The sequence below is a fragment of the Bartonella sp. W8151 genome (assembly GCF_016100385.1).
Taxonomy (GTDB): domain Bacteria; phylum Pseudomonadota; class Alphaproteobacteria; order Rhizobiales; family Rhizobiaceae; genus Bartonella; species Bartonella apis.
This window is the reverse complement of the sequence record NZ_JACFSO010000003.1, coordinates 543,622-558,875: the sequence shown is the minus strand read 5'-3', so window position 1 is coordinate 558,875 and position 15,254 is coordinate 543,622. Positions and strand designations below refer to the sequence as shown.

The 15,254-nt window shown below is 44.9% G+C and carries 11 protein-coding genes; 2 read left to right on the top strand and 9 right to left on the bottom strand.

Annotation, left to right across the window (positions count from 1 at the left end):
• The first annotated feature begins 3 nt into the window (after positions 1–3).
• Positions 4–633 (top strand): YrbL family protein, encoded by a 630-nt coding sequence (locus tag H3V14_RS07875; RefSeq protein WP_198227787.1) that lies wholly within the window; start codon positions 4–6, stop codon positions 631–633.
• Positions 634–704: 71 nt separating this feature from the next.
• Here H3V14_RS07875 and H3V14_RS07870 read toward each other — a convergent pair whose 3' ends face one another.
• From H3V14_RS07870 to H3V14_RS07835, 8 genes are all read right to left on the bottom strand, one after another.
• Entirely contained in the window at positions 705–983 is a 279-nt protein-coding gene (locus H3V14_RS07870) for an HU family DNA-binding protein (protein WP_198227785.1), read from the bottom strand.
• Positions 984–1,222: 239 nt separating this feature from the next.
• A complete protein-coding gene (gene lon / locus H3V14_RS07865; RefSeq protein ID WP_198227783.1) occupies positions 1,223–3,649 on the bottom strand; it encodes an endopeptidase La in 2,427 nt (808 codons plus the stop codon).
• Positions 3,650–3,826: 177 nt separating this feature from the next.
• Positions 3,827–5,101: an ATP-dependent Clp protease ATP-binding subunit ClpX gene (gene clpX, locus H3V14_RS07860; RefSeq protein ID WP_075869979.1), complete on the bottom strand. Its 1,275-nt coding sequence runs from the start codon at positions 5,099–5,101 to the stop codon at positions 3,827–3,829.
• 230 nt (positions 5,102–5,331) lie between these two features.
• A complete protein-coding gene (clpP, locus tag H3V14_RS07855; RefSeq protein ID WP_075870386.1) occupies positions 5,332–5,970 on the bottom strand; it encodes an ATP-dependent Clp endopeptidase proteolytic subunit ClpP in 639 nt (212 codons plus the stop codon).
• Positions 5,971–6,476: 506 nt separating this feature from the next.
• Positions 6,477–7,292, bottom strand: a complete 816-nt coding sequence (locus H3V14_RS07850; RefSeq protein ID WP_198227781.1) for a hypothetical protein — start codon at positions 7,290–7,292, stop codon at positions 6,477–6,479.
• An 11-nt stretch (positions 7,293–7,303) separates the two neighbouring features.
• Complete coding sequence (trkA, locus tag H3V14_RS07845; protein WP_075869982.1) at positions 7,304–8,680, bottom strand: Trk system potassium transporter TrkA; 1,377 nt, start codon at positions 8,678–8,680, stop codon at positions 7,304–7,306.
• A 3-nt stretch (positions 8,681–8,683) separates the two neighbouring features.
• On the bottom strand, positions 8,684–10,048 hold the full coding sequence (locus H3V14_RS07840) for a sigma-54 dependent transcriptional regulator (protein WP_075869983.1): 1,365 nt from the start codon (positions 10,046–10,048) through the stop codon (positions 8,684–8,686).
• Positions 10,049–10,062: 14 nt separating this feature from the next.
• Positions 10,063–12,288: a PAS domain-containing sensor histidine kinase gene (locus H3V14_RS07835; RefSeq protein ID WP_246785079.1), complete on the bottom strand. Its 2,226-nt coding sequence runs from the start codon at positions 12,286–12,288 to the stop codon at positions 10,063–10,065.
• Positions 12,289–12,516: 228 nt separating this feature from the next.
• Here H3V14_RS07835 and H3V14_RS07830 point away from each other — a divergent pair, with 228 nt between their 5' ends.
• Positions 12,517–12,909 carry a hypothetical protein gene (locus H3V14_RS07830; protein ID WP_198227779.1) on the top strand — a complete coding sequence of 131 codons (393 nt, stop codon included), beginning with the start codon at positions 12,517–12,519 and terminating at the stop codon, positions 12,907–12,909.
• Between the two features lie 503 nt (positions 12,910–13,412).
• Here H3V14_RS07830 and H3V14_RS07825 read toward each other — a convergent pair.
• Positions 13,413–14,477, bottom strand: coding sequence for a restriction endonuclease (locus H3V14_RS07825; RefSeq protein WP_198227777.1), 1,065 nt, complete (start codon positions 14,475–14,477; stop codon positions 13,413–13,415).
• Positions 14,478–15,254 lie beyond the last annotated feature (777 nt).

The following is a 15,254-nucleotide window of genomic DNA, read 5'->3' as shown; positions in this document are numbered from 1 at the left end:
GTAATGGATAATATTCTTACCTTATCGAATAAAAAGCCTTTATTTGAAGGGTTGACCCGCTCGGTTTATATTGACGAGCAAGATCCCGATTATCTTGTAAAAGTCCCCTCACCGGCCTGGCGCAGTAAAATTGCCGGATTTTCGCGCCTAAGACAATTCAGAAAAGCAATTGATATCAATTCGCCCAACACCCGTGAAATTCGGGAATATATGCGGCATTTTGCCGATCCGGATATGGCTCGGGGTGAAAAACATCTGATGCAAATTGCCGGAATCGTCTCGACAGATATCGGTTGGGGATTACTCGTCAAAGCCGAACGGGATTCGTCGGGAAACTACGCAAAGCCTTTTGGTGTTTACCAAAACGAAATTCCGCATTACCGCAAGGAAATCGAAGATTTTATTTTCTGGGTCAAGACAACAAACGTCATTTGCTACGATCTTAAATTCGACAATATTCTTTTAAGCTTGAGGAATGGCCAGCCGACCCTTGTATTGATTGACGGAATAGGCGAAACGGGACTTTTTCCGGTGCGCAAATGGTTTCAAAAATATAACCACGCGAAAAATGTTCACGAACTTCAGGAATTCATTGACGCATTGAAGCCGTTTGTCGATTTGAAAAACCGATAATAACCTTAAAAATAAGACAATAAAAAGCCCGACATTCAAGATAAAGGTCGGGCTTTTTAAATAGCTATTTATTATTTGTTGTTGACGGCGTCCTTCAAGCCTTTACCAGCCGAGAACTTTGGAACGTTACGAGCCGGAATGTTGATTTCTGCGCCTGTTGAAGGATTGCGTCCCTTTGTAGCTGCACGGTGGGAAACTTCAAATGAACCGAAACCGGGAAGACGAACGTCGCCGCCTTTTTTCAAAGCAACGGTAACGGAAGCAATGAATGCGTCCACGGCTGAAGCAGCCTGAGTTTTTGTGATGCCGGCTTTTTCAGCTACAGAGCTGACCAATTCATTCTTATTCATTGGATAATTCCTTTCTTTCTATCACCGGACAATATTGATTCAACCGGTTGGATGAGAGTTTATTGAAAACTATGGCAAACAGAAGCCAATTTTACTAAAAAAAGCCCGTTTTCAGGGGAAAATCACAGTTATTAACGGAAAAAATGCTACATTCCTCGATAGCGAAACAAAAATAAAAAGAAAAGGCGGCTTAAAACCGCCTTTTCTCGAACTTTTTTACGCATTTCCTATAGCGTGATTCAGTGCGCTACAGAACTGACACCATCCTCTTCGCCCGACCTATTGCCGGTCAGCGTTGGGGTCGTCGGCTCCACCCATTCGATCGGTTCCGGCCGACGAACAAGCGCGTGATCAAGAACTTCACTTGCGAAACTTACGGGGACAATCTCCATATTGTTTTTGACATTATCCGGTATATCGACAAGGTCTTTCGCATTCTCTTCCGGAATGAGAACCTTCTTGATACCGCCGCGTAATGCTGCAAGCAGTTTTTCTTTCAAACCGCCAATTGGCAAAATGCGCCCGCGTAAGGTGATCTCGCCTGTCATCGCGATATCCTTGTGTACAGGTATACCGGTCAGGACTGAAACAATGGCGGTAACCATCGCAACACCGGCTGACGGACCGTCTTTCGGCGTAGCCCCTTCCGGAACGTGGACGTGAATATCGCGGCGTTCGAACAGAGGTGGCTCAATCCCGAAATCTACGGCACGGGAGCGTACATAAGACGCAGCAGCCGAAATCGATTCCTTCATAACGTCACGCAGGTTGCCTGTGACAGTCATTTTGCCTTTGCCCGGCATCATAACACCTTCAATGGTAAGAAGCTCACCACCGACTTCTGTCCAGGCAAGTCCGGTAACAACGCCGACCTGATCTTCACCTTCGATCTGTCCGTAACGGAATATCTTGACGCCAAGAAACTCATCAATATTGCTATCGTCAACCTTGATGGTTTTCTTTTCTTTCTTGACAATTTCCGTTACTGCCTTGCGAGCAAGTTTCATCAACTCACGTTCGAGCCCGCGAACACCGGCCTCTCTCGTGTAATATTGGATGATCGAGCGGATCGCTTCATCAGTAACAACAAACTCCTTCTTGGAAAGAGAATGCTCCTTCATGACCTTGGGCAGAAGATGGCGTTTGGCTATCTCCATCTTTTCTTCTTCCGTGTAACCGGCAATACGGATGATTTCCATACGATCCATCAATGGTTCTGGAATATTCAAGGTATTGGCAGTGGTTACAAACATCACATCAGAAAGATCATATTCGACTTCAAGATAGTGATCCATAAACGTATTGTTCTGTTCAGGATCAAGAACTTCAAGTAGCGCCGATGACGGATCACCCCTGAAATCCTGCCCCATCTTGTCAATCTCGTCGAGAAGAAAAAGCGGATTGTTTTTCTTCGCTTTTTTCATCGACTGGATGATCTTGCCAGGCATCGACCCGATATAGGTGCGACGATGACCACGAATTTCGGCTTCATCACGCACTCCACCTAGTGACATGCGGACATATTCGCGCCCTGTCGCTTTTGCAATCGAGCGTGCAAGTGATGTTTTACCAACTCCGGGCGGTCCAACAAGACAAATAATCGGACCTTTTACCTTTGCTGCACGGCTTTGAACGGCAAGATATTCGACAATACGCTCCTTGACTTTCTCAAGACCAAAATGTTCTTCATCCATAACTTTTTCAGCATAGTTGAGATCATTTTTAATCTTGGATTTTTTGCCCCAAGGTATACCCAGAAGCCAATCAAGATAGTTGCGGATTACTGTCGCTTCAGCAGACATCGGAGACATACTGCGAAGTTTCTTGACTTCACCCTCTGCCTTTTCACGCGCTTCTTTTGACAGTTTTGTCTTTTTAATACGTTCTTCCAATTCAGAAATTTCGTCGTGGCCATCTTCGCCATCGCCCAATTCTTTCTGAATAGCCTTCATCTGCTCGTTGAGGTAGTATTCGCGCTGGGTTTTCTCCATTTGCCGTTTAACGCGCGAGCGTATGCGCTTTTCAACCTGCAAAACAGAAATCTCGCCTTCCATAAAGGCAAGCGCCTTTTCCAGTCTTTCCCGAACAGATAGTAACGCAAGCATTTCCTGTTTTTCAGAAAGCTTGATAGCTAAATGAGAGGCAACTGTATCGGCAAGTTTGGTTGCATCATCAATCTGACTAACTGCACCAATGACTTCCGGTGAAATTTTCTTGTTCAATTTCACATAATTTTCGAAGTCCGAAACGACCGAACGCATGAGCGCTTCAATTTCGACTTTATCCTCTTCCGGCTCATCAAGAGGCGTTGCATAAGCCTGATGATAATCGGCATTATCGGAAAAACCGTTGATCTTGGCGCGTTTCACGCCTTCAACCAGAACTTTTACTGTACCATCCGGCAACTTCAACAATTGAAGTACATTTGCCAATGTACCAACATCATAAATGTCGTCGGCCTTCGGATCATCATCAGAGGCATTCTTCTGGGTTGCCAGAAGTATCTGCTTATCCTGACCCATCGCCTCTTCAAGAGCACGAATGGATTTCTCGCGACCAACGAATAGCGGCACAATCATATGGGGAAAGACAACAATATCGCGAAGCGGCAAAACGGCATAAAGCTTTTTGCCGACATCCGTCGTCTTCTCTAAATCATGTTGCATAACAATTCCTTTCTGGAGCCTGAGGCTCGTTTGCAACGCGGACACTCCTTTCATGAAGCAAATGCCTACGCACAAAGGGATAAGGTGGTAATTGACCACTGATAAATCAAGAGCCACGCAATGGTGAAAACTCGAAGCTGCCCGAAGCTTGATGCAATTTCAGAGACAAATGAAAGATCACGCAGATGCGTTTTCTTTCGGATGGTCTCTTTCTGCATAAATATAAAGCGGACGGGCTTTACCTTCGACAACATCACTCGAAATGACCACTTCCTGAACGCCTTCAAGCGTCGGAAGTTCAAACATGGTATCAAGCAAAATCTTTTCCATAATGGAACGCAAGCCGCGTGCACCTGTCTTACGCTCGATCGCTTTGTTTGCAATGGCCCGCAAGGCATCATCATGGAAAGTCAGTTTGACATCTTCCATCTCGAACAGGCGTTGATATTGTTTGACCAAAGCATTTTTCGGTTTGGACAAAATCTGAACCAGAGCATCGACATCAAGGTCTTCCAGAGTTGCTATAACCGGCAAACGACCGACAAACTCGGGAATAAGACCGAATTTCAAGAGATCTTCCGGTTCCAGATCATGAAAGATTTCTCCAATACGCCGTTCATCCGGTGCTTTGACTGTCGCGCCAAAGCCGATTGATGTCTTCTCGCCGCGTGCCGAAATAATCTTTTCAAGGCCCGAAAAAGCACCACCACAAATAAACAGGATATTGGTTGTATCAACCTGCAAAAACTCCTGTTGCGGATGTTTGCGACCACCTTGAGGCGGAACAGAAGCAATCGTACCTTCCATGATCTTCAACAACGCTTGCTGGACGCCCTCGCCCGAAACATCTCGTGTTATCGAGGGATTGTCCGATTTACGCGAGATCTTGTCGACTTCATCAATGTAGACAATACCGCGCTGCGCACGCTCGACATTATAATCGGCAGCCTGCAACAATTTCAGAATGATATTTTCGACATCTTCGCCAACATATCCGGCTTCTGTCAGCGTCGTTGCATCGGCCATGGTAAACGGCACATCAATGATACGGGCAAGTGTCTGGGCAAGATAGGTTTTGCCGCAACCGGTAGGCCCGACCAGCAGAATATTCGATTTTGACAGCTCGATGTCATTGCTCTTCGACTGATTGGCCAAACGTTTGTAATGGTTATGGACAGCGACAGCCAGAACGCGTTTGGCATGCGATTGTCCAATCACATAATCATCAAGAACAGCCATGATTTCTTGAGGGGTCGGAACGCCATCACGAGCCTTCACGCCGGAAGATTTGTTTTCTTCACGGATGATATCCATGCACAGCTCGACACATTCGTCGCAAATAAAGACTGTAGGTCCGGCGATCAGTTTACGCACCTCATGCTGGCTTTTGCCGCAGAATGAGCAATAAAGCGTATTCTTTGAATCGCCCCCGTTATTACCAATTTTGCTCATTACTTCTTTCCTTTCGCCCGAATTGCATAAAATATTTTGCCTTTTCGGTTAGACTTTTCAAGACCATTTCACCAAGAAACTAACACAAATAATAGGTTCAATCATCTATCTCGCTATTGTTTCCCATTCCGATACGTAAATGCCAAACGTTATTTTTCTATAAACCTCGAAAAACGGCTACAAAAAAGAACCTCGTTTTAGCGCATTTTCGTAGCCGTCAATCACACATCTTATGCCTGATCGTTTTTCTCTTCTTCCGCTTCGGCACGGTATTGGATCACTTCGTCGATCAGTCCGAATTCTTTGGCTTCTTCGGCTGTCATAAAATGATCGCGATCAAGTGTGCGTTCGATTGTTTCATAATCCTGACCCGTATGATGAACATAAATTTCATTCAAACGGCGTTTCATTTTGATAATATCCTGGGCATGGCGCTCGATATCGGATGCTTGCCCCTGAAAACCGCCAGAAGGTTGATGCACCATAACGCGTGCATTCGGCAAAGCAAAACGATGGCCTTTTGCGCCAGCCGTCAATAATAGTGACCCCATTGAAGCGGCTTGCCCCATGCAAAGGGTAGAAACAGCGGGGCGAATGAACTGCATTGTGTCATAAATCGCCATGCCGGACGTAACAACGCCACCCGGAGAATTAATATAAACACTGATTTCTTTTTTCGGATTTTCTGCTTCGAGAAACAGCAATTGTGCACAGACAAGCATTGCCATATTGTCTTCAACGGGGCCATTGACAAAAACAATTCTTTCCTTCAACAAGCGGGAAAAAATGTCATAGGACCGTTCGCCGCGATTTGTCTGTTCGACCACTATCGGAACAAGATTGAGGGCAGTCTGGATCGGATCACTCATTTTCACTTCCATATCATACGAATCGTCGTTTATGACCTAAAATGTCGTTATAACTAGAATATCAAACTATTAGAAGATCAATAGATTGTTGTTTTGCGTCTCGAGCCGGATTTACTCGAAATCGCACAAAATCGACAAAGTCGACGTTTCTGCTATTTCAAAACCATCAATTTTTAAAATTGTTAAGGGAAGCCACTATATGTGCTTCAAGCCCTGTGACTTCAAGTCTTTCCAATCTTTTTGGTGGCGTGACTTTCTAATCTGAAATGAGTTATTTCCAAAATAAACATCCGATTTTGAAAAAATTGAATGGGTGGTGATAAAATACAAATTCATCAACAGCGGCGGATTTCACATATTTCATTCACATTGACCAAATCGACAGAAACGCAAGGTTGGACAAGCTGCATTATCAAACGCCCTCCCTTCGCATGAATGTAGATCGAATTGAAAAACTCACAACACCACGAACCCGTTCCAATCCGGCATCGTTTAAATCGTTGTTTTCACTTTTCTTGCGCAAGTATCCCGTCAAAGCCGGGAATCCTTTTTGTTGCCCAATCATAAAAGCTTCCCTTTTTTATCGGATCGGCCGTTCTTTCTTTCTTGTGAACATGAAAGCCGATAAAACGCGGATCGTTCAATGGCTCAAGACCATAAGCGGGGTCAAAAATGCGTTCGGTGTCGCGTCCGGTCCAGTAATAGAATGTTTCTTTTTCCTTTGCGTCTTTGAAAAAGCCATATCTTTTTGCAAGGCGCGAAATTCCATCATTGCCAAAAACCGTAATTCCCAAACGCCCTGGGACAACAGGCAATTTTTGTCTTTTGAGACGCCATGGAAGCCAAATACCACGGTGGAAACCGAGCCAGTTCGGTACCATTTTGCCGCTCTCGAGATAGTCGTCGTATTCCTTGATGATAGGATTGTCGGACGGAAGATAAAGCGCCGAAACACCAACGCGCGAACGATTTTCGCGCGCAAGCCACACTTTACCTTCTTCCGGATGGAATTGTTTGACAAGATAAACATCGGTATCAAGCCAGACCCCTGCCTGATTTTTCATGAGTCTTACCCTAAACAAATCGGAGAGCTGGACGATCGTGCGGATAGGCTTGAAATCGGGGAACGCTGGGTCAATTCGATAAAGTGTCGAAAGCGGCAATATCGGCTCCGCCTCCAAAAGTTCCACCCCTTCAGGCACATTCATAACGTTTCCGTGGCTATAGAGTTTGACATGCTGGCCGGTTTTCACCATGGAAGAAAGGCATAGCCAATCAATGGGACGCAACCGATCTCCATACCAGAAAGTGCAGATGTCCATCAAAAACCCCTTTAAAAATATTCCAGACTGACCCGAAACAATTGTTCGACATCACGCACAGCATCAGCCATTGCAAATATAACGACCATATCGCCTGCCAGAACACGCGTATCCCCTTTCGGGCGTATCATCGTATTGTCACGATAAATCGCGCCGATACGTAAGCCCTCCGGTAGTTCGAGTTCGGACAAAGGTTTTCCCACCAGAGGAGAAGTTTGCATCGCTTCTGCTTCGATAATTTCGGCTTCTCCATTCGAGACAGAATAGACAGAGCGTATGCGCCCCCTGCGCATTTGCTGAAGCACTTTGGAAATTGTAACGCTGCGTGGATTAAGATGGGAATCGATACCTACAGTTCTGGTAAACTCCTGAAAAGCCATATTGTTGATAAGCACCATGTTCGACTTGCAACCGAACATTTTTGCCATGATGGCGCTCAGCACGTTGACCTGATCCTGATTGGTCAATGTCACAATAAGATCGGCTTGATCGACATTCGCTTCCTGCAAAATTGCCGGGTCAAGTGCACTGCCATTCAGTACAACCGTACGATCAAGTTGGTCGGTAATTGCCAGAGCGCGTGCTTTATCTGCCTCGATAATACGTAACCGGGCTTTGTGTTGGCGCTTTTCCATAGCACGGGCAACATAAAGACCGATATGCCCACCGCCGGCAATGATAATCCGGTTGGCTGCCTGCTCATCGTGACCGAACAACCCCAATGCACGGCGAACCTGTGTACGTGATGCCACAAGATAGGTGATGTCGCCCACTTTCAATTCTGTATCGGCATGGGCAATGAATAGTTTTTTCCCTCTTTTGACAGCTGTAACAGTCGTCAAAAGGTCGGGAAAAAGATCGGTGAGCTGTCTAAGCGGTGTGTTGATGACGGGGCAATCTTCCATACATTCGAGAGCCAATGCCACAATCTCGTCATAGCTAAAATAGAGAACGTCCAATGCACCCGGCAATGCAATGCGACGCAACACCATTTCGCCAACCTCGATTTCGGGCGAAATGACCACATCAATCGGCAACGCATCACGTTGGAACAGCCCCTGATATTGCGGGTCGAGATAGGACTGATCGCGAACGCGGGCAATTTTTGTCGGCACGTTGAAAAGCGCATGAGCAACCTGACAGGCTACCATATTGACTTCATCCGAGAGTGTGACAGCAATCAACATATCGGCTTCGTCAGCACCTGCAGAACGAAGCACATCCGGTCGCGCACCGTGGCCGACAATGCCGCGAACGTCAAGCGTATCGCGTACTTTTTCGATCAGTTTCGGTTCAATATCAATAACCGTAACATCATGTTGTTCACTGGAAAGACGTTCTGCTATTCCGTAGCCGACTTGTCCGGCACCACAAATGATTACGCGCATATTTTAAGAAACCCCGAGCGATTTGAGCTTACGGTGCAGAGCAGACCGCTCCATACCAACAAACTCTGCAGTGCGTGAAATATTACCGCCAAATCGGTTGATTTGTGCAACAAGATACTCTTTTTCAAAAAGCTCTCTTGCTTCGCGCAACGGTAGAGCCATGATATGTAGATCGGAATCTGTGGGTGCTCGCGGTAAAGTATCCCCGACTTCTGCGGGCAAAAGCTCGGCAGTAATCGGTCCATCTCCACCTTCGCCGCGCGCAAGAATTAACAGCCGTTCAATGTTGTTGCGCAACTGTCTTATGTTGCCCGGCCAGTTGTGAGCCTGCAGGATTGCCATTGTATCATCGCCGATTTCGCGCGGTTTTATACCGGCCTGTTCAGATATCTGATGGATGAAATAATGGACAAGTTCCGGAATATCCTCGCGGTGACTTGCAAGCGGTGGAACAGCAATCGGAACCACCGCCAGACGATGGAAGAGATCCTCGCGAAAACGCCCTTCGGCAATCAAACCTTCAAGATTTTGGGCGGTTGAAGAGATAACACGCACATCGACTTTAACGCGTTTGCTCCCCCCTACTCGCTCGAAGGTCTGGTCAGTCAGAACGCGCAGAATTTTGTTTTGCGTCTCGCGCGGCATATCAGCGATCTCGTCAATATAGAGAATGCCACCATGGGCTTCTTCAAGAGCGCCGACTTTGCGTTCACCACCATCCATCTCCGTTCCGAAAAGTTCGATTTCCATTCGTTCCGGCGTAATTGTTGCTGCATTAATAGTAACAAAAGGACCGTTAGCACGATTTGAAAGAGCATGGATTGCACGAGCTGTTGTCTCTTTACCCGACCCCGATGGGCCGGTAATCATTATGCGGCTATTTGTAGGTGCAACTTTTTCAATCGTTTGGCGTAAATGATTCATAACAAGCGACTTGCCGAGTAATTCCGGCGTAACAGTCGATTGTTTGCGCAATTCACTAACTTCGCGCTTCAATTTCGACGTTTCAAGCGCCCGCTCGGCAACCAAAATCAGACGATCTGCTTTAAAAGGCTTTTCGATAAAATCATAAGCACCGCGTTTAATTGCGGAAACAGCCGTTTCGATGTTCCCGTGGCCGGAAATCATCACTACCGGTAAATCCGGATAACGCGTTTTGATCTTGTCGAGTAAAGCCAAGCCATCCAGACGACTTCCCTGTAACCAGATATCGAGAAAAATCAATCTTGGTACACGATTTTCGATTTGCTGAAGCGCTTCATCGGAATTTGCCGCAAGTCGCGTTTCATGCCCTTCGTCCTCAAGTATTCCGCCGACAAGTTCGCGTATGTCCGCTTCATCATCGACAATCAAAATATCTGAAGCCATCTCACTTAACCGTCCTATTTCTCAACATCTACCTTAACAGCACCGGATTTTTCCGTTTCTGCTGCCGGAAAGACCATACGAATCATGGCACCACGTCCATTGTAAAAATTCAGTGGTGCGTCATGTAATTCCATATAGCCTCCATGCTCCTCAACAATTTTACGCACGATCGCAAGTCCGAGTCCTGTCCCTTTTTCCCGTGTCGTAATATAGGGTTCCAATAGTTTTTGCCGCTGTTCCTTGGGAAGGCCTTTGCCATTATCGATAATATCGGCAACGAGTTTATCTCCTTCGCGGTAACAGCGTACAAGTATATGCCCTTTGACAACCTTATCAGCTGCAATGGCATCAATTGCTTCACTCGCATTTTTTATCACATTTCCGAAGGCTTGTCCGATAAGGCGGCTATCAAACTCGCCCATTAAAGGTGTGTCGCCCAAATCGCGCTCGAATTTGATATCGTGGCGTGAAACCTCGACAAGGAAAAACGCTTCTCTTAACGGCTCACGCATATCAAGAAGGTGCATTTCCGGTTTAGGCATACGGGCAAAAGACGAGAATTCATCCACCATTCTGCCAATATCGCCGACTTGCCTTATGATTGTATCTATGCATTGATCGAAAACTTCCCGATCATCCAGAATGACTTTACCATAACGACGGCGTATGCGTTCGGCCGATAATTGTATCGGGGTCAGCGGATTTTTAATTTCATGTGCAATCCGGCGGGCAACATCTGCCCATGCACTTGATCTTTGGGCTTCAACGAGATCGGTTATATCGTCAATCGTCAAAACCCATGACTGCCCGTTACCGTCGTTTTCCTCCATTGTGACCTGCACATTATAGACGCGGTTGCGCCCGTCTTGCGAAAGTGTAACCTGTTCCCGATGGTTTTTGCGTCCTGACGAGCGCGCAACTTCAAACACTTGTCCGATATCCGGATTGAGCGACATCAGACTTTTTCCGATAACCTTTTCCGGATCAAGATCGAACATCACCTGGGCAGCCCTGTTGATCGTTGTCACATCGCCATTTTCGTCAATTCCTGCCACACCGGCATTAACACCGGCAAGCACCGCTTCTGAAAACCGGCGCCTTTCGTCAATCTGGTCACGCGCAGCGATAAGCTCGTTGCGCTGGCTTTTAAGTTCGCTCACCATATAATTGAAGGTTCTTGACAGCTGGCCGACATCACCGTCTTTTGCTCTTACAGGAACAACGACATCCATATTTCCTGATGCAACATCATCGGCGGCACCGATCAGCAGTCGTATAGGCCGGACCAACCGGTCAGCTACCGCAATACCCGTCCAGATAGCCGAGATCAGCAAGCTCAGAAAAAGGCACAAATAAAGAACTGCAAAAGCAATCTGGGTCGGAATACGATTTTCGTTAAGATCGTGATAACGGGCAGTATTTGCTTCGGTCAGGCGCAAAGCCGATAAAACACGCTGGTCAACATCCCGCACCAGATAGAGAAACGTATTCGGAATATCATTGAGCTTCAGAATAATACCGAAATAATCATGTTCACCCGGTTGGAAAGTAAAAGGACTTCCTTTTGTTGCCTGAACAATAAGGTTTGCTGGCGGGATCGGAAGCTTGTCCTCGCCGCCGAGATTACTTTGCAAAAAAACCGTGCCGTTGGGGCTTAACAAAAATGCGCCTCTCAAGTCACGACCGGCTGCATGGCGGGTAAGTTGCAAACGATATTCAGTCGGATTCAAAGCAAGCAATTGTCTATTGTCGAGTGCCAATGCCATAGCGTATGAAGAATTTTTCAAATTTTGTAGAGTTTCATCAGCGTAGCCATTCGCCAGATCAATCGACGAAGCAACAATTTGTCTAGTTGTTGTGTCGAACCAGCGATCAAGCCCCTGATTGAGCGTGACACCGGCAACAATTGCAACCACAACGGCGGGAAGTGTCGCGACCAGCGCAAAAAGTGAAATAATTCTGACGTGCAGTCTCGAAGCTGCCCGCCGTGCCCGCCATGCCTGAATAATCGGCATCAATTCATAACAGGCGATTGCTATGAGCCCGAGCACCCAAACGCTATTTACGCCAATGAGAACAAGAGTAACAAAAGTACTCGGTATAATCGGCGTAAAGCCCAACATGATCGTGAAAGAGACGACCGCTGTCAGTAGCGCCAAGGCAATGACCATAATACCGAAAAATGCGTGCATATTGCGCCGCTTGCCGCTATATACGCTTTTTTCTACAGGCTTTGCCAATTTGCGATTCTTCCCGTTTCGAGCAATTGTCGTATCAATGATGCAACACTTTGTGGCGAAAATGCAACAGAAACAATCGAACTACCATCAAATATACGCAAATTTCGGTTTTCAAAATTGAAAACGGAGTTTTTGCACACCGTTATATCTTTTTTCCCGAGCATCGGGATTGTTTCCTGACCTAAAAAATCAAATCACGTCCACCCGTCACAATAAGTGATAAAGAAGATGCCTACACGTACTGGTATCTTGAAGCCGAAAGAGTTGATTGACGCAGAAACCGGTGAAGCAGTCATGGCATCTATAATTCATATTATAGAGAAGGCTGATGAAGACCATTTTGTAAATGTTTTTGCTGATGGCGTTAAAGCAGCGTTTGACTTAACAAAGACCGGATACCGTTTATTTCAGACCATTCTTCAAGACTATCAATTATCAAAGATGACAGGAGGTTACAGCGATATGGTCGTCCTCTTTTTCTTGCGTGATGGCTTGAATGGTGCTCCTGTTGATATGTCTGAAAACTCTTTTCAATCTGACCTAAAAAGAACTCATTGGAAAAGCGTTTTTATATCCCGAAGCTCCAAATCAATATCAGGTAAATCCTGCTCTATTTTTTAAGGGAGATCGAATTGCCTTTACGTGTGAATATCGCAAAACACCTAAAGGACAAACAAATAACACTTAATTACCGCTAAGTGCATGAGGCAAAACACTGCATCCATACTAAATCTGGCGCCAAGTAGATTTATCAAGGATTAAATGGTTGTACCTGTACTGCTCGCTGAGCGCCCATCGGGCGCGCAGTGAACATGCTTTTGGCCTATCGCCCAAGCAACGCTCATCCCTGCGCACCCTATTCATGCGACACACATGTATTTAGCTGTTTTAGAGGCTGAACTTGAAGCTGCTACCAGCATAATTGATGATTTTAAAAAATCGTTATGCGTGGTGAGAGCAAACACAAAATGTATCATGGCCTCAGTGGGAAAAAATAGCACTATGATGAACTAATTTCTTCGATTTCTATTGAGATATAATACTATATAATATGATATTATATCTTTTAGGCTGTTAACGAACCAAAAACCTCCGATCCTGGTCATTTTTAAAAAGCGCTCATACTAATTAGATATAGAAGCGACAAGCATACCCTTTGTTATTATTTGTTTTATTTGAGATAAATTTAAACAACGTGCTGGTATTTTGTATTCTACATAAATGTCCTTTAGAGCGTTTTTAAGATCTTCACTGATTTTATCCGCTGTTGTTAAAACATATGCAGCTATAACTTGTCCTTGAGTTGACCTCGAATCAATTGCTTGTTTCAATTGCTCTGCTACTTCAACACCTATTTCACCAATGTAGTTTTTTACTTGAATAACGATTATCCATGGGGCTAGTTCGTCAAACGGATTTGGAATGTTAATTACAATATCAGCTCCACATTCCGATGGTCCACCGGTATGCTCAATCTGAATATTTCTCATTAATGGATCCAAAGCATAGCACAAAACAGGTTCCCACTCTGCTCCTTGTAAAACACTACGTAATTTTTTGACAATCGTCTCTGATAAATTATCTACACTTGTTATAATATCCGCGGCCACGGTCCGCTTAGCGCGGTCCACATGATCAGCCCCTTCACGCAGAACGGATTCCTTTCCTTTTTCTACCAATGAAATAATCTTATCAACACAATCTTTGTATGGATTAATATTCCACAATCTTCCCCTACATCTTAAAGACTGTCGCAATGCTGCATCAACATTTTCATTAGAATAGGCAACTCCACCTTTGGTGATAACTTCAACAGGAAGCATATGCCTCAAATCATGAACGTCTGTATCCTTACTATAAGAATAATCACCAGTGACACGGCATAAAGTAAAGAAGCCATCATTAGGCATATTAGGAACGAGGATGATATCACCTACTTGAATAGGATTCCAAGAAGCTGGAAGATATTTTCCAAGCATCTTTGCGTTCCTCCATGCATCTAGTTCATGAGATGAATATTCTTTCCAATCAAAATTAGGAGCTTTTTGTTTAGCATATATTTTTCTTAAATCTTGTTCGTCACAGTAGCCCCACCCCTGCCGAAGTATGCCTTTATTTTCCAATTCATTTCTTACAAAATTAATATGTTTTTCTGAATTTCGCGAAGTACGCATTGCCCAAATATTCATCAAGTTTTCCTTCCCTTAATTTAGAGCCTATACTTGGCTCCAAGTTTGTCTAAACGGTTCAATGTTAAGTTTCAATATGGCAAGTTTACCCAAATATGTAGATTAACTTAAACCAAATCATAGTTCACTATTTTTAAACCTCTAAAAACTTGTAAATCACAAATACGCACAGCGTTTTCACACGTGAAATGCAATGGTACAAGCAACAAAAATGAAGATTGTTAAAGGTCAAAAATTTTCGAACAACAAAGAACCCTTTTACTAAGCCTTTTAGGTCTTTTTTTTTCAAATTTTTTCAAATATTTTTTTGAGCGGGTTTGTTCTCTTACCTGTTCGTGTTGTTTTACGATTGATTTAATTTATTCAATTGCCCGATTTGTACTTGATAATTTTCCAACCGCTGAATTAATGGTTTGAACACTTCGGCTAATGTTTTCTCAATATTCGTTAGCCGCGTTTCAACTGTTTTCAGCCTTCTTCCTCCAGAACCTTGATATTTCAGCCTATTTAACACCAGAGAGTCTTCCACGAGCGTTTCTATTTATTTGCCGATCAATTTTTCCCTATCTCGCGTCCTCAGGGCGTTCTCTGTGACTTTCTTTATGGTTCCGGCATGTTCAGGTGAATACGGGTTAGCCCACTGATTTTCTGAATTCAGCACATTTTGCAGAGGATAGAAAAACTTTTGCCAATTTGGCGGCGCAATATTTTTAGGGTTTGCCAGTTGTTAGTTCCGTCCGCGTCGTCACAAAATGCAATTCTATGCGGCCGCCTTCG

Excerpts from the sequence above, each read along its gene's own strand:
- clpX (WP_075869979.1), bottom strand. The coding sequence starts at position 5,101 with ATGAGCAAAATTGGTAATAACGGGGGCGATTCAAAGAATACGCTTTAT.
- H3V14_RS07830 (WP_198227779.1), top strand. The coding sequence starts at position 12,517 with ATGCCTACACGTACTGGTATCTTGAAGCCGAAAGAGTTGATTGACGCA.
- H3V14_RS07840 (WP_075869983.1), bottom strand. The coding sequence starts at position 10,048 with ATGGCTTCAGATATTTTGATTGTCGATGATGAAGCGGACATACGCGAA.
- H3V14_RS07870 (WP_198227785.1), bottom strand. The coding sequence starts at position 983 with ATGAATAAGAATGAATTGGTCAGCTCTGTAGCTGAAAAAGCCGGCATC.
- H3V14_RS07850 (WP_198227781.1), bottom strand. The coding sequence starts at position 7,292 with ATGGACATCTGCACTTTCTGGTATGGAGATCGGTTGCGTCCCATTGAT.
- lon (WP_198227783.1), bottom strand. The coding sequence starts at position 3,649 with ATGCAACATGATTTAGAGAAGACGACGGATGTCGGCAAAAAGCTTTAT.
- H3V14_RS07825 (WP_198227777.1), bottom strand. The coding sequence starts at position 14,477 with ATGAATATTTGGGCAATGCGTACTTCGCGAAATTCAGAAAAACATATT.
- trkA (WP_075869982.1), bottom strand. The coding sequence starts at position 8,680 with ATGCGCGTAATCATTTGTGGTGCCGGACAAGTCGGCTACGGAATAGCA.
- clpP (WP_075870386.1), bottom strand. The coding sequence starts at position 5,970 with ATGAGTGATCCGATCCAGACTGCCCTCAATCTTGTTCCGATAGTGGTC.
- H3V14_RS07875 (WP_198227787.1), top strand. The coding sequence starts at position 4 with ATGGATAATATTCTTACCTTATCGAATAAAAAGCCTTTATTTGAAGGG.